The sequence below is a fragment of the Psychrobacter sp. AOP30-A2-5 genome, from assembly GCF_052378115.1.
In the GTDB taxonomy this organism is placed as follows: domain Bacteria; phylum Pseudomonadota; class Gammaproteobacteria; order Pseudomonadales; family Moraxellaceae; genus Psychrobacter.
The window spans coordinates 116,692-135,510 of record NZ_JBQSXK010000001.1 but is presented as its reverse complement, the minus strand read 5'-3'; the positions used below and the strand labels follow the sequence as shown (position 1 = coordinate 135,510).

At 43.7% G+C, this 18,819-nt stretch carries 16 protein-coding genes; 7 read left to right on the top strand and 9 right to left on the bottom strand.

Going from position 1 to position 18,819, the window contains the following annotated elements:
• Nucleotides 1-5: 5 nt before the first annotated feature.
• From ACT3S4_RS00560 to carA, 7 genes are all read right to left on the bottom strand, one after another.
• A complete protein-coding gene (locus ACT3S4_RS00560) occupies nucleotides 6-878 on the bottom strand; it encodes a TIGR03915 family putative DNA repair protein (RefSeq protein WP_444760176.1) in 873 nt (290 codons plus the stop codon).
• 57 nt (nucleotides 879-935) lie between these two features.
• Nucleotides 936-2,204: a putative DNA modification/repair radical SAM protein gene (locus tag ACT3S4_RS00555; protein ID WP_201560698.1), complete on the bottom strand. Its 1,269-nt coding sequence runs from the start codon at nucleotides 2,202-2,204 to the stop codon at nucleotides 936-938.
• Nucleotides 2,205-2,328: 124 nt separating this feature from the next.
• Nucleotides 2,329-2,943, bottom strand: coding sequence for a hypothetical protein (locus ACT3S4_RS00550; protein ID WP_201560699.1), 615 nt, complete (start codon nucleotides 2,941-2,943; stop codon nucleotides 2,329-2,331).
• Between the two features lie 184 nt (nucleotides 2,944-3,127).
• Entirely contained in the window at nucleotides 3,128-4,096 is a 969-nt protein-coding gene (locus tag ACT3S4_RS00545) for a hypothetical protein (protein ID WP_227676036.1), read from the bottom strand.
• A gap of 484 nt (nucleotides 4,097-4,580) precedes the next feature.
• A complete protein-coding gene (gene greA / locus ACT3S4_RS00540; protein ID WP_045445504.1) occupies nucleotides 4,581-5,057 on the bottom strand; it encodes a transcription elongation factor GreA in 477 nt (158 codons plus the stop codon).
• A gap of 395 nt (nucleotides 5,058-5,452) precedes the next feature.
• The gene (gene carB / locus ACT3S4_RS00535; RefSeq protein ID WP_314884702.1) at nucleotides 5,453-8,722 is read right to left on the bottom strand and encodes a carbamoyl-phosphate synthase large subunit; all 3,270 of its coding nucleotides are present in this window, start codon (nucleotides 8,720-8,722) and stop codon (nucleotides 5,453-5,455) included.
• Between the two features lie 161 nt (nucleotides 8,723-8,883).
• The gene (carA, locus tag ACT3S4_RS00530) at nucleotides 8,884-10,116 is read right to left on the bottom strand and encodes a glutamine-hydrolyzing carbamoyl-phosphate synthase small subunit (RefSeq protein ID WP_444760175.1); all 1,233 of its coding nucleotides are present in this window, start codon (nucleotides 10,114-10,116) and stop codon (nucleotides 8,884-8,886) included.
• A gap of 437 nt (nucleotides 10,117-10,553) precedes the next feature.
• Here carA and ACT3S4_RS00525 point away from each other — a divergent pair, with 437 nt between their 5' ends.
• A complete protein-coding gene (locus ACT3S4_RS00525; protein WP_055123928.1) occupies nucleotides 10,554-11,090 on the top strand; it encodes a gamma carbonic anhydrase family protein in 537 nt (178 codons plus the stop codon).
• Between the two features lie 89 nt (nucleotides 11,091-11,179).
• Here ACT3S4_RS00525 and ACT3S4_RS00520 read toward each other — a convergent pair whose 3' ends face one another.
• A complete protein-coding gene (locus ACT3S4_RS00520; RefSeq protein ID WP_372862308.1) occupies nucleotides 11,180-11,686 on the bottom strand; it encodes a hypothetical protein in 507 nt (168 codons plus the stop codon).
• A 211-nt stretch (nucleotides 11,687-11,897) separates the two neighbouring features.
• Between ACT3S4_RS00520 and ACT3S4_RS00515 the strand changes: the two genes are divergently transcribed.
• From ACT3S4_RS00515 to ppnP, 3 genes are all read left to right on the top strand, one after another.
• Nucleotides 11,898-12,599: an HAD family hydrolase gene (locus ACT3S4_RS00515; protein WP_444760174.1), complete on the top strand. Its 702-nt coding sequence runs from the start codon at nucleotides 11,898-11,900 to the stop codon at nucleotides 12,597-12,599.
• A gap of 116 nt (nucleotides 12,600-12,715) precedes the next feature.
• Nucleotides 12,716-13,811 (top strand): peptide chain release factor 2 gene (prfB, locus tag ACT3S4_RS00510; RefSeq protein ID WP_157292386.1). Its coding sequence is split into 2 segments (ribosomal slippage): nucleotides 12,716-12,787 and nucleotides 12,789-13,811, totalling 1,095 coding nucleotides; the frame shifts between segments, so codons are not numbered across the junction.
• Between the two features lie 36 nt (nucleotides 13,812-13,847).
• Nucleotides 13,848-14,132 carry a pyrimidine/purine nucleoside phosphorylase gene (gene ppnP / locus ACT3S4_RS00505; protein WP_045445514.1) on the top strand — a complete coding sequence of 95 codons (285 nt, stop codon included), beginning with the start codon at nucleotides 13,848-13,850 and terminating at the stop codon, nucleotides 14,130-14,132.
• A gap of 108 nt (nucleotides 14,133-14,240) precedes the next feature.
• Here the strand turns inward: ppnP and ACT3S4_RS00500 are convergent, their stop codons facing one another.
• Nucleotides 14,241-14,693 (bottom strand): GNAT family N-acetyltransferase, encoded by a 453-nt coding sequence (locus tag ACT3S4_RS00500; RefSeq protein WP_109590821.1) that lies wholly within the window; start codon nucleotides 14,691-14,693, stop codon nucleotides 14,241-14,243.
• Between the two features lie 187 nt (nucleotides 14,694-14,880).
• On the opposite strand from ACT3S4_RS00500, the gene ACT3S4_RS00495 reads away from it, so the two are divergent.
• The 3 genes from ACT3S4_RS00495 to ACT3S4_RS00485 all read left to right on the top strand — a co-directional run bounded on the left by ACT3S4_RS00495 (nucleotide 14,881) and on the right by ACT3S4_RS00485 (nucleotide 18,816).
• On the top strand, nucleotides 14,881-16,011 hold the full coding sequence (locus tag ACT3S4_RS00495; RefSeq protein WP_443548732.1) for a DNA topoisomerase IB: 1,131 nt from the start codon (nucleotides 14,881-14,883) through the stop codon (nucleotides 16,009-16,011).
• A gap of 213 nt (nucleotides 16,012-16,224) precedes the next feature.
• Entirely contained in the window at nucleotides 16,225-17,949 is a 1,725-nt protein-coding gene (locus ACT3S4_RS00490; RefSeq protein ID WP_444760173.1) for an AMP-binding protein, read from the top strand.
• Nucleotides 17,950-18,024: 75 nt separating this feature from the next.
• Nucleotides 18,025-18,816, top strand: coding sequence for an SDR family NAD(P)-dependent oxidoreductase (locus tag ACT3S4_RS00485; protein WP_109590815.1), 792 nt, complete (start codon nucleotides 18,025-18,027; stop codon nucleotides 18,814-18,816).
• Nucleotides 18,817-18,819: the final 3 nt, after the last annotated feature.

Here is an 18,819-nt window from a genome sequence, read left to right as displayed (position 1 = left end):
AGTCGTTAACGACGTTTATGTAAATGCTCAGCATTTGGCAGTACTTGTTTTTCGCTTAAGTATTTCCAATAGCGCTGCGGCAAGTATTGCTTATGCAAACGTGGGTTTTTACGCTCTTTGATATTGACGTTGGTAAAGTAACCTTGCCAAAATTTTTGATAGCGCTGCTCATCCTCGCTATGAATACTGGCAGGATTGCGCAGCACGTTATCATCTAAATCAGTAATGGTTTGCAGGGCAGCGGGGCGTTTAGGCGTACTTTGGCTTTTATCATAATAAATGCCATAGCCACGGGATAAATCATAAATCGCCCAGTGTTGGTCTTGGTAGCGCTGCCGAAAATGCTCGCCAATCAAAGGCAAGACATTAAAATCAGGCTCCACTCGCGCAAAATAGATATCGTCAGTAGTATGCTCAAAACGTACAAAGGCTTCCATACGATGTTTCTCACGACCGACCGATTTGACGGTTTGCACCAGCTCTAAGACATTGAGATTACCTAAGTCTTCCATAATATGGCGGCTAGGGTAGTCAATGGCATATTTGACCGCTTGAAATAAAATCGTACCAATATCATCCTTCTCTGATAAAAATCCCCAAAGTAAATTGCGCATGCCTGAACGACCTAAGCGCTTATTCAGCTTTATCAGTACACGTTCGGCATTGTCTTCATCGGTAGTAACGCTAGTCGCTTGTGCGATTAATGAAGGTACATAGCAATCTTGAGCGATTAACTGTAGAGAATCATCGTTTTGCAGTTTATTGGCATAGACATAAAATACCGCACTCAGCCAACCCTCAAAACTGGGCTCATAAAGCACAATGTTGGGCGTTAAGTGACCGACAGTATAGTCGTGGCTTTGCAGCAGTTGTGACATCTACACTCCTATTTATAATAGTAATTATTGAAACAATGCTAATTACAACAGTGCTATTTAAAACAGCGCTAGTTGACCGTTGCGTTGATCTTTATATTTGGTCTGCGTCTGTGCCAATACATATTGCCGGAAGTTATCACGCGTTAAATGCGCTAAATGTTCGTTCTTACCTGTCGTCGCGATAAAGTATTTAGCGCGATTGACCGCCGCGCCCATCTTTTTCAGATGATAAAGCGTCAACTGATTAAACTTGCGCGCCTTTACTATTTTTTTAGCCGTCTTAGTACCAATGCCCGGGATACGCACAATCATCTCATAGCTTGCGGTTTGAATATTGACCGGAAAATGCTCACGGTGGCGGATTGCCCACGCCAGCTTTGGATCGCAGTCTAAATCTAAAAATGGCGAGTCAGGTTCAACGATTTCATGCGCGCCAAAGCCATAAAAACGCATCAGCCAATCTGCTTGATACAGACGGTTTTCACGTATCATCGGCACAGGCGTTCCAATCGCTGGCAAGCGACTGTCGGACAACATCGGTACATAGCCAGAGTAGTAGACACGCTTAAGCTCGTATTGTTTGTAAAAATGACTCGACAGCTGAATCACTTGCAAGTCAGTCTCGTTACTCGCGCCAACAATCATCTGACTAGTCTGACCTGCTGGCACAAACTTAGGCGCTTTTTTATGGGTTTTACGACTTTCTTTGATAGTAATGATTTCAGTTTTAACGGTTTCCATCGGTGCTTTTAATTCATCATGTGATTTTTCTGGGGCGAGCAGTGCCAGTCCAGATATCGTTGGAATCTCAATATTGACGCTGAGACGGTCGGCATACAACCCAGCTTCTAACAGTAATTCTTTGGACGCGCCGGGAATAGTTTTGAGATGAATATAGCCATTAAAACGCTCACGAGTACGTAATGTCTTCGCGACCTCGACCAGTCGCTCCATCGTATAGTCCCCACTTTTAAAAATACCTGAGCTGAGAAACAGCCCTTCGATATAATTACGACGATAAAATTGCATGGTCAAATCGACGACTTCCTCGACACTAAAAGCGGCGCGCGGGGTGTCATTACTTTTACGTGAGGTGCAATACGCGCAATCATAAATGCAGTGATTGGTCAGCAGGATTTTAAGTAAGCTGACGCAGCGACCATCTTCGGTATAGCTGTGACAAATACCAGTTGCAGAAGCATCGCCAAGCCCACCGCCTTGGTTTCTGCGCGTACCAGCGGAGGATGAGCAAGAAACATCATATTTAGCAGCATCCGCTAAAATATTGAGCTTGCCTTGTAGCCGTTCATAATTGATGGTGGCCATAATAGGAGATTACCAATTCATTTATAGGCTATTATTTTAGCAAATAGGCTTGTAAGTCACTGGAATTATTGAAGAAATATTGATTTCATGCGACAACTGTTGTCGTGCTATTTATGAAATTTTTTTAATTATGAGAGCAGGGATTAGGCAACGTTTGAACCACTTTTTCTGAGAAGTATTCTTTGACAATGAGACGTCCTTTTTTATCAAACTCGACGTTGTACTTGGGGTAAGCTGCAAAAGCGTCAGGGTCATAGGTTGAAGGAAAATCGATTTCTTTATCTGAAAAAAATCGGCTAGCCGTCCATAATTGTTTATCATTATTATATCCAACGCTACACCGACTGTTTAGGTCAAAGGTGAAATAACGGCCAAAGTATTGCTCCTTGCCGCCACGACCAAATAGCATGTTAGCACCGCACGGATTGCCACAGCCGATATAGACATGATAAGTATCTTTATCGATTTTTTTGAGCGAAGTATGGTTCCAGCTGTAATGACCTATTCCATCCATAAGCACGGTTTCTATTACTTCGCCATTATTTAACGTTTCGCTTTTAAGGATATAACCATCATCGCAAAATTCATTATCGTTCTTAGTTATATATGCAGTACAAATTTTCGACATATAAAAGCTAGCGTCAAATTCTGGTTCGGCAGCCTCAGCCCAAGATATAGAACTCAAAATACAGCCATAAATGATAAAAGCCAATGAATAGAGAGGAGTAAATTCATACATGGAAATAATGGCCGGATATTTGTTTTGAGTTAATAGCACTATAGCAAAAGATTGGTTGTTAAGGAATAAGGTACACTCATCAAAAAGGTCTTGCTGACTAAGAAATTAGCCGGCAAGACCTTTTATTAATTTTAAGATTTATTAAATAACAATATTTTCAAATCTAAACTTTAAAATCTAATTTTTACTGAACCTTTGCACGTATAACAACCGTTTGCGGTGCGTTAGCAGGAAGATCTACCAAGTTCCATTTGAGTCCAGAGTAATTTTCTGTGATGACTACAGTGTTGCCAACTTGTTGGATAGTCTGATAACTGTCGCCGCCTGTTGTCGCAAGCGTTGGTAGTGGGCTATTCAATGATACCAATTGCACGCCATTTGGCAGTGACACCATGGCATTGATGTCAGTGACGGGTTGTGCCGTGGTATTGGTATAAGTGGTGTGGTATTCGATGATGTCGCCAGGTGCGATATGGTTCGCAGGTACAGCTACTTCGCGACCATCTTTGTTTTTTAATATTTTCATCACTTTGGTTTGTGCATTCACCACGTCAGGCGTACTAAAGGTCGGAGTCAGTTGCAGAGCATCTAAAGACGTAGATACTATTTGCGTCGTTGCAGGTTGGTTGGTCACTATGGTTGTCGTTGGCGTATTGATGACTGGCAATTGGGTAGCCGTCGTCACAGGCAATACTTGTGTCACGCTAGTCGTCGGCACAGCTATGACATCAACCTTGCTTGTTTGATTGGTCATCTGGTTAGTCACAGGTACGGTCGTAACCGTGGTGCTGCCTTGGGTAACGACCGTATTGCTCGCACCATTACTGGCGACTTGGCGAACCTTATAGCGTGGAACGTTAGTTACTTGAGTCACCGCATAAGGCATGCCGTCTTGCATAGTGATGCCGTGTGGTGTCGCTGTAATGGTCGCGGTTTTACCGTCAGAATACTGCTCAACGACGGTAGTGCTACTACCAGCAGACGAAGTGATGGCGATTTCAGGCGCAGCATGTGCGGTAGATACCGTCAATAAAGTGCCTGCTAAGATTGTTGGAATAGCAGTGCTTATCACGCTTTTTTTGACGAGGCTATGCTGGGTAAACGCCCTCTTATTTATAGTCAGTAACGCTGGCATATCGATGTGTATGGTCATAATAGATTCCTTTAAAATAACAGTAAATAAAGCCGCTAATGTAGTAGCAGAAAGCAAAGCGTAAAAAATAACGCTTAGAAAACAACACCTAGAAAAGAAAAACCCCCGTCAAATGAGCATGTAAACCATGTCAAATAACGAGGGTAAAGATACTAATGATAGCCAACGTTCGCTATCCCTCCATCATTATTTTAGTCAGTTGCTAAGCACTGATGTCTAATGCTTAGAATAAGACACTTGTAATAGGCACAAGGCTCAGCATCTATACTCGAGCAATTATGCGCTAAAACAAACAGACTAAAAAAGCAGCGTTGTGTAACTTCTGCTCTATTCATAATGAGGTTGTGTACTACTTTCTACGCTCATTTGCTAGGCGAATTGCCAGCTGATTCGCGTTAAAATACTTCTGTTATCAAAACCTTTTTATTTATCAAAGAATTGCTATCAAAGGCTTTCTATCCAGATATTTATCAAATCAGGAAAATTAATCGTAAATCACTTTCATGATTTCGTATTCGACCACGCCTTTTGGCGTTTCAATACGTGCTTCATCGCCTTCAGACTTACCAATCAAACCACGTGCGATCGGTGAATTGACTGAGATTTTACCCGCTTTAAAGTCTGCTTCGTCATCACCAACGATTTTGTATTGTTTTTCTTCTCCGGTGTCCATGTTTTCGATAACGACGCTCACGCCGAATATCACACGACCATCTTTTGGTAATGTTGCAGGATCAATCACTTGCGCGCCGCCAAGTTTGGCTTCGATATCACGGATACGCGCTTCACAAAAACCTTGCTGCTCACGAGCAGCATGATATTCAGCATTTTCTTTCAAATCGCCATGTTCACGGGCTTCAGCGATAGAAGCAGTGATGCGTGGACGGTCGATACTTTTTAACTGTTTTAATTCGGCTTCTAGAGCCGCATGTCCTTGCGGAGTCATGGGATAACGTTGCATGTTTTTTCCTTAAACCAATAACACCACACCATCTCCTACTCTTAGTGAATAGTGAGATGGTGTCAGTGTTGTTGCAATGAATATGTGAAGATATAAAAAGAATGAGGTTTAGACTGCGTAACAACTAAACACGCGCTTATCTGTGAGCATGGATACACTGACAAACAAGACACTTTAACCTTACGTAATAAAAAGCATAGTCGCAGTTTAGCCACTATGCTTTTTAGGTCTATCTTTTTAAAACTTTATTTTTTTAAAGTACTGCTTTTTTAAGCCGTACGTTTTTTTAAAGCCCTATTGTTATATGAAAATCGATAACAAGTTTTGCATCCGCTGTTAAACAAGCGTTGCCATTATGCTTAATCTACTGAAATTATGCTGCTAAGTCAATAGAGCTAAGCAATAGTCTTTGCTTGTTCGTGCAAATCTTGTAGCTTATAGACCTCAAACGGTAGGTCAATGGCATAAGATTTACAAACCGCGTCTGCCGCCCCTAAAGTCGTCACATAAAATACTTTACCTTGCAGGGCGCTACGGCGGATAGAGAATGAATCCTCTTGTGCCTGTTTGCCTTCAGTGGTATTGATAATAAGGTCGATTTTACCATTTTTCAAGGCATCGACGATGTGCGGGCGACCTTCGGTAACTTTATTGATTTGCTTGCACTCAATACCGGCGTCGCTCAATATTTTTTGCGTACCAGTGGTTGATACAATGTTAAAACCAAAGTCGACAAGCTGGCGAGCGATAGGGGCGATTTGTGCTTTGTCACTATCACGTACTGAGATAAAGACAGTTTTGGTTTCGCCTTCGGTCGGTAGACCTGGCAGACGCTCATTACTACCGATAATGGCTTTATAAAATGCTTCGCCAAATGTTTTACCGACGCCCATCACTTCACCGGTTGATTTCATCTCAGGGCTCAAGATTGGATCAACTCCAGGGAATTTAGCAAACGGGAATACTGCTTCTTTGACCGCGAAAAATGCTGGAACAATTTCAGTGGTAAAGCCTTGGTCTTTCAATGAGGTGCCAGCCATACAGCGCGCCGCGATTTGCGCTAAAGAAGTACCAATACATTTAGAGACAAACGGCACGGTACGGGCAGCGCGAGGGTTCACTTCTAAGATATAAATCGTTTCACCTTTTACGGCAAACTGTACGTTCATTAAGCCGACAACACCAAGCTCTTTTGCCATGGCGACCGTTTGCGCGCGCATCACATCGCACAGCTCATCAGACAATGAGTAAGGTGGCAATGAACAGGCTGAGTCACCAGAGTGCACGCCTGCTTGTTCGATATGCTGCATGATACCGCCAATCACGACGTCTGTACCGTCGCTAACGCAGTCGACATCGACTTCGATCGCATCGTCTAAGAAGCGGTCTAATAGTACGGGCGCTTCGTTTGATGCTTGTACCGCGGTACGCAAGTAGTGTCTTAATTCATCTTCGTTATAGACAATTTCCATCGCGCGACCACCAAGTACATATGATGGGCGTACAACTAGAGGATAGCCAACGTCTTTTGCCTTGACCAAACCATCTTCTAAGCTAGTCGCTAAAGCATTGGTTGGTTGGATAAGATTCAGCTGTTGAATCATATGTTGGAAGCGTTCGCGGTCTTCTGCGCGGTCAATTGCATCAGGGCTAGTACCGATGATTTTGACGCCAGCAGCTTCAAGGGCACGGGCTAGTTTCAATGGTGTTTGACCACCAAACTGCACAATCACACCATCAGGATTTTCGATACGGACGATTTCTAACACGTCCTCTAACGTGATTGGTTCAAAATACAGACGGTCAGAAGTGTCATAGTCGGTTGAAACCGTTTCAGGGTTACAGTTGACCATGATGGTCTCGTAGCCGTCTTCGCGCATAGCAAGGGCTGCGTGTACACAGCAATAGTCAAACTCGATACCTTGACCGATACGGTTAGGACCGCCACCGATAACCATGATTTTCTTGTTATTCGTTGGGTTGGCTTCACATTCGCTATCGTAGGTTGAGTACATATAGGCGGTGCTGGTGGCAAATTCTGCCGCGCAGGTATCGACGCGCTTATAGACTGGATAGACGTTTAAGTCCCAACGCTTTTTACGTAGTTGCTTTTGTGAGACACCAAGGAGTTTTGCTAAACGCAAATCTGATAAACCTTTACGCTTAAAGCTGCGTAAGTTCTTCTCAGTTAAACCACCAAAACCCAATGCTTTCACCGTTGCTTCAGTTTTCACGATATCTTCGATTTGTACCAAGAACCATGGATCGATTTTGGTTAAGTTGAATACTTCATCGACGCTCATGCCAATACGGAAAGCATCGGCAATATAATAAATACGTTCAGGCGTTGGAATAGTTAAGCGATTGGTAATCTCGCTTCGTGCTTTTTCAATGCTTAGATTACCGTCTTTGATAGCAGCAAAGTCAATTTGCTCATCAAAACCATCATTGCCAGTTTCCATACCGCGTAAGGCTTTTTGCATCGATTCTTGGAAGTTACGACCAATCGCCATGACTTCACCAACCGATTTCATTTGTGTAGATAACACACTATCGGCTTGTGGGAATTTTTCAAAGTTAAAACGTGGAATTTTTGTGACCACATAATCAAGGGCAGGCTCAAAGCTCGCTGGCGTTTTGCCACCAGTGATATCGTTTTGCAATTCATCTAGCGTGTAACCAATTGCCAGTTTTGCCGCGATTTTGGCAATCGGGAAGCCCGTCGCTTTTGAGGCTAGGGCAGACGAGCGTGATACGCGTGGGTTCATCTCGATGACGACCATACGACCAGTGTCAGGGTTAATACCGAACTGAACGTTTGAGCCGCCGGTTTCTACACCAATCTCACGCAGTACTGCCAATGAGGCATTACGCATGATTTGGTATTCTTTGTCGGTCAAAGTTTGTGCTGGAGCAACGGTGATTGAGTCGCCCGTGTGCACGCCCATTGGGTCAAAGTTTTCAATGGCACAAATGATGATGCAGTTGTCGTTTTTGTCACGAACCACTTCCATCTCGTATTCTTTCCAACCGATTAATGATTCATCGATGAGCAATTGATGGTTTGGTGATAAGTCAAAGCCGCGCTCACAAATCTCGATAAATTCATCGCGGTTATAAGCGATACCGCCGCCTGAGCCGCCCATGGTGAACGACGGACGAATGATACACGGATAGCCCATTTTTTCTTGGGTTGCAAATGCTTCTTCCATGGTCTCAGCGGTTTCAGCGCGTGGACATTCAAGACCGATACGCTTCATTGCTTTATCGAACAAGTTGCGATCTTCCGCCATCTCGATAGAGTCCTTGGTCGCGCCAATCAATTCGCAGTTATACTTGGTCAAGACGCCATGCTTGTCTAATTCTAAGGCACAGTTTAGCGCCGTCTGACCACCCATGGTTGGCAAGATGGCGTCAGGGCGTTCTTTGGCAATGATTTGCTCAACGGTCTGCCAAGTAATTGGCTCAATATAAGTCGCGTCCGCCATGGTAGGGTCAGTCATGATAGTCGCAGGGTTTGAGTTGACCAAGATGACACGGTAGCCTTCTTCTTTTAGTGCTTTACAGGCCTGTGCACCCGAATAATCAAACTCACATGCTTGACCGATGACGATAGGACCTGCGCCTATGATAAGAATGCTTTTTATGTCGATACGTTTTGGCATAGTTAGGGCTACCTTCGTTTGGGTGATATTTTGAGTAATCTGTATTTTAACGATATGTTCGATAATGCTTATCGTGTTTGCTGGGTGCAGCTTGAAGCATCATTTGTGCTTCAAGCTTTATACTTATATTTATTCTCTGTTTGCGGTTAACTATTGATAAGTTACGCTTTCGCCGCTGCCATCATCTCTGCAAACTTATCAAATAGCGGCGCAGCATCATGCGGGCCAGGGCTGGCTTCTGGGTGACCTTGGAAGCTAAAGACCGGCTTATTGGTCAGCTCAATCCCTTGGTTAGTGCCATCGAATAACGAGCGATGCGTCGATTTAACATTAGCAGGTAGCGTGTCTTCATCAACCGCAAAACCATGGTTCTGACTGGTAATCATAACCGTGCCAGTTGCTAAGTCTTGAACTGGATGGTTGGCGCCGTGATGACCGGTTTTCATTTTAATGGTGTTTGCGCCGCTAGCTAGACCAATCAACTGATGACCTAAGCAGATGCCAAAGGTTGGCACATCAGTTTTTTCAATGATATGACGTACGGCATCGATAGCATAGTCGCAGGCTGCAGGGTCGCCAGGACCGTTTGATAAAAAGATACCATCTGGGTTCATCGCCAGCACATCTGCGATAGGCGTTTGTGCAGGAACGACGGTTACATGACAGCCGCGGTCAACCAGCATACGCAGGATATTGGTTTTGCTACCGAAATCATAAGCGACGACATTGTATTTAGAATCGATATGCGTACCCAACTGCTTGAAAAATCCGCCTGTACCGCTATCATGACTGCCAATGGCATCACGGTTAAGTAGGGTATCTGATAAATCCCACGTACCTGCTGTCCATTCGAACGTCTCTTTAGTACAGCATTCTTTTGCCAAGTCCATGCCTTCGATACCAGCAAATTCTTGTGCCAATTTGATGGCTTGTTGCTCGTCAGCAGCGCTGATTGTCTCGCCGTCTGAGGCGGTCATAATACAGCCATTTTGTGCGCCTTTATCACGTAGTAGACGAGTCAATTGACGGGTATCAATCTCAGCGATTGCAACGGTATCGTTACGTGATAAATAATCGCTTAATGATTCTGAGTTACGGAAGTTTGAGGTGACCATTGTAGCATCACGGATGATGAGACCATCTGCCCATACTTGATGACCATTGCCAGACTCAGTGTCCTCGCTATTGGTACCGGTATTGCCAATGTGCGGATAGGTTAGGGTGACCAGCTGGCGCGCATAACTTGGGTCGGTTAGGATTTCTTGATACCCTGTCATGGCTGTATTAAACACCACCTCACCGACACGATGACCGAGACTGCCGATACTCACACCGCGAAAAATCGTACCGTCTGCTAATGCCAAAATTGCTTGTATTTCTGCCGATGAATTCAAGGTTTGCCTCCGCTGTTATTAGTGAGTGCCATGATTTCCATGATTAAATGTTAGATTAGAAATGGTTTTTTGTATCGCAAAAATTGCTATTAATGGATACTAAAAAATACCTAAACCCAAAATTTTTCCACAAAAAAGCGAGAAGACATTATTGATGGAAACTACAAAACCCACTAGATAGTGAATAGGTAACTTGCATCATGTCCGCTCGCTTAGGCACAGATTTTGCGCATTATATACAATATGCCCGCAGATAGCCAGCCGATTTTTAGATTGAAAAGTATGCCTTTAATTATTAGCCATTAATAGCGCTGGATTTTCCCTTTTGGCTTTGCCACAATGGACAGCAAATCAAGATATCTGGTTTTCATGATTCGCTTTCATGACTAATTTTCATGATTGACCTATTTCATTACTATATATAACAAGGAGCCGTTATGATTTATCAATATTTAGACAAGGTGCCCAAATTCGCGGTACCTTTTAATGGTTGGGTCGCAGACTCAGCACGAGTGATAGGTGATGTCTATTTGGGTCATCAAGCTAACGTGTGGTTTGGGGCAGTGATTCGCGGTGACAATGAACGCATTCATATCGGCGATTATAGTAATGTGCAAGAAAACAGCGTCATTCATACTGATGCAGGCATTGAGGTCAAAATAGGTGATTATGTTACCATTGGTCATTTAGCGATGCTGCACGGCTGCGAAGTCGGTGATAACAGTTTGATTGGTATCGGTGCAGTGGTATTGAACAATGCCAAAATTGGTAAAAATTGCATTATTGGTGCTAAGGCATTGGTCACTGAAGGCAAAGAGATTCCAGACAACTCACTCGTCATGGGTGCGCCTGCGAAGGTGGTCAAAACCTTAACGGACGAGCAAGCCGCCATGTTGAAATTATCAGCGATGCATTATGCGGAGCGTTGTCAAAAATTTAAAACGGGCTTAACAGAAGTGGCCATGCCTGATTAAGCAGAAATTTATAAAGCATCCGCGAACTGTCTGGTATTGATCTATCGTTTTTATATACATCATGCAAACGTTTTTTACATAGAGAAGCTTTATACCATCAGCATCATGACCAGCCAAATGATGGCAAAAATGATAATACCAATAATCAGTCCGCGAAAAATATCGTGGCGTATAGAATAGTCATTAAGGTAAGCGTTATGATTGGCTGTTTCGTTGATGTTGAGCGCATTGACGCTTTCAGCGCCAGCATTTTTACCAACGATAAAACCCATGATTGCGCCTACGACCAACATAAATGGGGTGAATAACCAAAAAACGTCGCCATTACCTATACCAGCTATTGAGCGAATAACCACGATAGCAAGATCGATCAGTAAACCGCCAACGCCGTACATCACACCATTTAAGAGCGCATACAGTATACGGTCGAAAGGTGATTGATAGCTTTTACCCAGCTGACGTTGTCTGATTTCTTTGATTGAACGGGCAGGGCGACGCGTTTTACTTGGCAAAACAGTTTTGACATCAGGCGCTTCCATGCGATTCTCTATTTTTATGATGAAGTAAGCAAAACAGATACTAGGGCGTATCACCATTTTTAGCACCATTTAGGCGCTTTCGTTCAGAGTGAGGACACAGCCTAACCACAAGTTATATAAATAAAGTTACCATAATTTTGTTTGGTAAACAGTAGCATTCACGAAAAATTATTGAGAAATTTTTCATATCATTATTTATCTATAAAGCGGAAGTTATTAAAAACCAGTTTTATTTCTGTCCTTCAACAAACAATAATAAGGTCTCATTATGCAGGCAACACAAGCGAAACTTTTTCCAAAAGAGCTGGCACTTTTTGATTTAGACCATACTTTGCTCGACGTCGATAGCGACTATTTATGGGGCGAGTATATCGTCAAACACGACCTCGTCGATGAAGCGCCATACCGCACGGCCAATCAAAAGTTTTACCAAGACTATATCGAAGGTACGCTTGATGCGACGGAATATAATGAATTTGTGGCACAGTTTTTAAGTAGCTTGCCGATGGATAGATTGCATGAGCTACGAGAAGACTATATTAAAAGTGAAATTGAGCCGCACATACGCCCAAAAGCGATGGAAGTGCTCTGTCAGCATGTTGAAAAAGGTCATGAGGTGGTGATTATTTCTGCAACCAATGATTTTGTGGTATCCGCCATTGCCAAGCGTTTTGGTATCGAAGGTGCCAATGTGCTATCGACACCGCTTGAGATAAAAAATGAGCGCTATACGGGCAAACTTACTGATAAACCAAACTTTAAAGAGGGTAAGATTTACCATCTTAATAAATGGATAGATAAGCAAAAATCAGCGGGTGTTGAGTTTGATAAAACTTATGCTTATTCAGATTCCAAAAATGACATTCCGCTGCTTGAGTGGGCGGATGTGGCTATTTGTGTGTCACCTGATGACGCGCTGCATGCGCATGCGTTAGCCCATCGCTGGGCGGTTGAGGATTGGTCGATTTAGGCTGTTTAACGTTATTTAATATAAAGCCAGTCATAATTAGCCAACTATTTATTGTCAATCTCATTTAAAATAGCGCCATATCAGTGAGATATTTATTTAAAAAGACAGGAAACCTTATGGAAATCAATCCGTATCAAGAACGAATCAAAGATTTATCAGAGCGTGGGCAGGACTTGCGGAGGTATCTTTGACTTCGATGGTAAGCAAGAACGCTTAGAAGAAGTCAATTTAGAGTTAGAAAACCCCGAGCTATGGAATGATCCAGAGCGTGCGACTAAAATTAATAAAGAAAAAAGCCAGCTTGATGGCGTCATCGATGTTGTGGTGTCGCTTGAGAGCACATTGGAAGATGCGTCTGCCATGCTTGAGCTGGCGGTAGAAGCAGAGGATGAATCCTTGCTGGCGGATGTGCAAGCAGAGCTCGACAATGCGGAGAAACGCGTTGCTGATTTAGAGTTCCGTCGCATGTTTAGTGGTGAGATGGATCCTAACAACTGCTACTTGGATATCCAGTCGGGTAGTGGTGGCACCGAAGCGCAAGATTGGGCAGAGATGCTGTTGCGTATGTATACACGCTGGGCGGAATCGCATGGCTTCAAAGTTGAAGTTATTGAAGTGTCTTCTGGTAGCGTGGCTGGTATTAAATCAGCAACGATTGAGATTAAAGGGGATTACGCTTTTGGTTGGTTACGTACCGAAATTGGCGTGCATCGCTTAGTCCGTAAATCACCATTTGATAGCAATAACGGTCGTCATACCTCGTTTGCTGCCGTTTTTGTGTCGCCTGAAATTGATGATAATATCGAGATTGACATCAATCCAGCAGATTTGCGTATCGATACTTATCGCTCATCGGGTGCGGGTGGTCAGCATGTGAACACGACCGATTCTGCGGTACGTATCACCCACGAGCCAAGTGGCGTGGTGGTCACTTGTCAGAATGAGCGTAGCCAGCATGGGAACAAAGCGACGGCGATGAAGTTGCTGCGTGCCAAGCTTTATGAGCTTGAGATGCAAAAACGGATGGAATCTCAGCAAGCGGTCGAGGATGGCAAGTCAGACGTTGGCTGGGGCAGTCAAATTCGCTCTTATGTACTTGATGACTCGCGTATCAAAGACTTGCGTACTGGCGTTGAAACCTTTAACACTGGTGCAGTACTCGATGGCGACCTCGATCAGTTTATCGAAGCGAGTCTAAAAGCAGGATTGTAAAATAAAATAGTAACTAATATTTAATTAAGGAAAATTATGCCAAGCGTTAACAGTTATTTTGATAATAAAGTCACTTCTATTGCCTTTCAAACGGCAACTAAGCCTGCAACAGTTGGCGTGATGGAGATTGGTGAATACGAGTTTGGTACCAGCGAATTTGAAACCATGAGTGTAGTCAGTGGTGCATTGACGGTCAAATTGCCAGAAAGTGATGAGTGGCAAACCTTTAATGCAGGTGAGCAATTTACCGTTGAAGCCAATCAGAAGTTTCAAGTAAAAGTGGCAGTAGAAACGGCTTATTTATGTGTTTATGGTAAATAAGCATTTTTAGAGTAGTAGTCAACAGATTAACGCCAAGTGTTTAACGCTTGGCGTTTTTTTATGGTTGCATTTTGAGATAAATTTGAGTCATAAAGTATTGGACAACCATTATAAGTTTTTACGATATTGCACCATGTCTGTTTGAGTGGCGATTGCGTCATAGAGTTTGCGCGCCGTGGTGTTGCCTTCTTGTGTCGTCCAATATACACGGTTGCAGTTTTTACTACGAGCGAACTCATATACCTTTTCAATCAGTACTCGTCCTACGCCTTGTCCGCGTACCTGTTCATTGATATATAAATCTTCTAAATAACAGCATTCAGTGATATTCCAAGTATTGGGATGTAGCACCACATGGGTTATACCTACTAACTTGCCGTCCTGCCAAGCACCAAAACCATAAATCGGCACGTTACTATCGAGCAAACTGTGCCACGTGTTTTGGGTGGTACTTGATGGCAAACTGGTCTCATAAAATTTTAGATAGTTTTGCCACAAAGGTAACCAAAATTCGTAATCGGCTTTAGATAATGCTGCTATCTTTATAGAAGTATTTTTCATTGTGTTTTATTCAAATTAAATTGTTATTGTTATTGTTATCAAATTATGGCTCATAATCTCATTATTTAGAACCCTTTTAAGCGTGTTTTTTTACACATCAATTACACTTTGCTCGTGGCAAATAAACAGCAAAAACCATCGCAATTCATTATGCTAAAACGACTATTTTATCAATCGAGTATGTATTATGGCGACGCTAAATGACCAAACAACCACGCAAGACATACGCCATGATTATGAAAAACTCGCTCGCCTTGCTAATCTGCGCTATGTCAGTGATGATGAGATTGGGTTTACGCGTAGGCGTTGGGGGCGCGGGTTTACTTATAAAGATGCCACAGGCAAAACGGTCAAAGACAAAGCCTTGCGACAGCGTTTTAATGCGCTAGTGATACCGCCGATGTGGTCAGAGGTTTGGATATGCCAAGATGATACAGGGCACTTGCAATCGACGGGGCGCGATGATAAAGCACGAAAACAATACTTATATCACCCTGAGTGGGATCGCGTACGTGATCAAGCCAAGTTCGATGCCATGATAGGCTTTGCTGAGGCGTTGCCAAACCTGCGTGCGCAAGTCGAAAAAGACTTGAAAGCCAAATCATTATCCCGTGAAAATGTCTTATCAGCAGTGGTCAAACTATTAGAAACGACCTTGATTCGTATCGGCAACAGCCGCTATGCCAAGCTCAATAAGAGCTATGGTTTGAGTACTCTACGCAGTAAGCACGTGAGCGAAACTGATAACGGACTGGCGTTTGATTTTGTCGGTAAAAGTGCCAAAGAGCATCATATAGAGCTGCAAGACGAGCGTTTGATTGAGATTGTACAGGCATGTTCTGAGTTACCTGGTTATCAGATTTTTAAATATTTGGATGACAAGGGTCATAAACAAGTCGTCGACAGTCGCGATATCAACGACTATCTACGCACGCATACTAGCGGTCATGGTCGTGACTGTGAGATGCATAGCGGTAATTTATATAGCGCAAAGGACTTTCGTACTTGGATGGCCAGTGTGCTGGCAGCAAGCTACCTTTATGATGAGCTACAAACCAAGTCTGGCAAAGCAATTTTATCCAGTGAACCTGATAGTAAAGCGCGTCAGCAGCTGGTGACTGATATGGTAAAAAGCGTCGCTGATGAGCTGGGAAATACGCCAACGGTGTGTCGATCTTCTTATATTAATCCCATTATTATAGAGCGCTTTTTGGCGGGGCAGTTCTTTGAACCTTATAAACAAGCGCGCCGTGGACGTACTAAACAGCATCAAAGTTATGAAGAAAAGGCGCTGCTGGGATTTTTAAGTGGCTGCTGAGTGCTTTGAAATGAAGTTCCATCAAGAGTTTGTGATCGAATCATAAAAATGATACGTTATGTATTGAAATAAATATTAAAATGCGTTACTAATAGAGTCTATGCACATTGATATGTGCAACAAGCAGAAAAAACAGTTGCTAGGATATGCCTGCTTTTCTGCTGACAATTCTCTTATTTCGCCCGTTACCTGCTATTGCTAAAGGATTAGCTTATGAACACCTCTTCTACAGACCCATCAGTTGTAAATACCACTTCAAATCATACTGCACACCCGTCAATGAGCTACAGCGATTACTATCATAACTTTGATATGAACGCGCTATTGACAGAAATATTTGGCGAGCATTTAGATGACCGTTTAAACGCTTATATGGCGTGTTGCGGTCGTCATGTGCGTGATGGTCGCGGTGATAATATTGCACTGGTGCATGAAGATACGTCGGGCAATGTAACGCGCATGAGCTTTGCTGAGCTTGATAAGGCAAGTGCACAAGTCGCCAATTTATTGTTGTCTTATGGCGTACAAGTTGGTGACCAAGTGGCAACCATGCTACCTCGCACTCCTGAGCTGCTCACCATTGTACTCGCGACTTGGCGAATCGGTGCGGTTTATCAGCCGTTATTTACCGCCTTTGGCTATGATTCGATTAAGTATCGGATGGACAAAGCCAATACCAAAGTGGTTTTTACCAATCAAGAAAATCGTGGCAAGTTTGACGACTTGGCCAAACAAACCAAAATGGTGCTGGTTGGTAGCAAGGTAGATGCGCAAAGCTGGGGTGATGATAGCTACGCTGAAAAGGTCGCAACGCAGTCGCAAACGGTAGACGCGGTTTCATTAAATACCGATGCTCCCTTCCTGCAAATGTTTACCTCGGGTACGGTTGGTAAATCAAAAGGCGTTAGTGTGCCGCTAAGTGCGCTCTCAGCGTTTTATCTCTACATGCGCTATGCGATTGACTTGCGAGCGGATGATAATTACTGGAACATGGCTGATCCCGGCTGGGCATACGGTCTTTATTATGCGATTACAGGACCTTTGTTATTAGGGGTAACAACGTATTTTAATGAAGCTGGCTTTGATGCACAAAATACCCGCGACTTTATGGTACGTCATAAGATTAGTAATTTAGCGTCCTCACCTACAGCGTTTCGGATGATGAAATCGAGTGGCGTGTTTGAAAAATCTCACCATGATAATAGTAATGACAATGAGGCTAAACTATCATTGCGCTGTGCCAATTCAGCAGGCGAGACCTTAAATACCGAAGTGGTCAATTGGGTGGAAACTTATCTAAACTGCAAAGTCTGCGATCAGTACGGGCAGACCGAAACGGGTATGACTTGCTGTGAGCACCATGCATTAGCACATGAATGTCCAGTTGGCTCGATGGGCATGGCGCTACCGGGGCACACATTGGTAGTGTTAGATGATGATATGAATATATTAGCTGATGGTGAACAAGGACAGCTTGCCGTAGTGGTCAGTCAATCGCCCGCGTTTTATTTCCGTGGTTATAGCTGGAACGAAAAAGACGCCTTCGCTGATGATTACTATTTAACAGGCGACGTGGTTGAGCGTCACAGTGATGGCAGCTATTGGTTTTCAGGGCGTGATGATGACATTATTATCACCGCAGGTTACCGCGTAGGGCCTACGGATGTGGAGAATACCGTGCTCGAGCATGAGGCAGTTGCAGAGTCAGCGGCAGTTGGAGTGCCAGACGAAGTGCGTGGTCATACCATTAAATCGTATGTGGTGCTAAAAGACGGTATCGAAGGTGCGGACGAGATTGCCAAAGAGATTCAAGACTTAGTCCGCAGACGTCTATCAACTCACGCTTATCCGCGCGAAGTTGAGTTTGTAAAAGAGTTGCCAAAAACCCCAAGTGGTAAAATTCAGCGCTTTTTGCTGCGCAGTTTGTCTACGGCTTAATGAAGCAATGCACTCATATCGTCAGGTTAAGATAAAAATCGATGACTGATAAAAATATTAATAAAAGGAATAATTATGAACATTGAACAACGGAGCTTTTTGGTCACAGGCGGTGCATCAGGTTTGGGAGAGGCAGTGGTTCGTGCTATTGTCAAGCAAGGCGGTAACGTCGTCATCGCAGATCTTAATGAATCAGCTGGTCAAGCGTTGGTGGCGGAACTAGGCGATAACGTTCGCTTTACACGCTGTGATGTGACCAGTGGTGATGAGGTGCAAGCGGCTGTGGATACGGCTGAAAAAGAATTTGGCGGCTTACAAGGGTCTATCAACTGTGCGGGCATCGCTGTGGTGCAAAAGCTGCTGGATCGTGATAATAACCCAGCAGATCTCGATAATTTTAGTCGCGGCGTCAATATTAATCTTGTCGGTTCTTTTAATGTCGCGCGTTTGGTCGCAGCCAGTATTGCAAAGCGTGTAGCAAATGCCAATAACGCAGACAGCCCCATAGAGAAGAACGCTGATAATGGCGTCATTATTAATACGGCTTCTATCGCAGCTTTTGATGGGCAAGTAGGGCAAGCAAGCTATTCATCGTCAAAAGCTGGTGTCGTCGGTCTGACTTTACCGCTAGCACGTGAGCTGGCACGTCATGGTATTCGCGTCATGACTATCGCGCCGGGCGTCTTTGCCACACCGATGATGGAGACTATCCCTGAAAAAGCGCGCGAACAACTAGAGGCAGGCGTACCTTATCCTAAGCGTCTGGGCAATCCCAATGAGTTTGCCAAGTTGGTCATGCATATCATTGATAATGCCTATCTCAATGGAGAAGTCATTCGCTTAGATGGCGCGATTCGTATGGTGTAATGG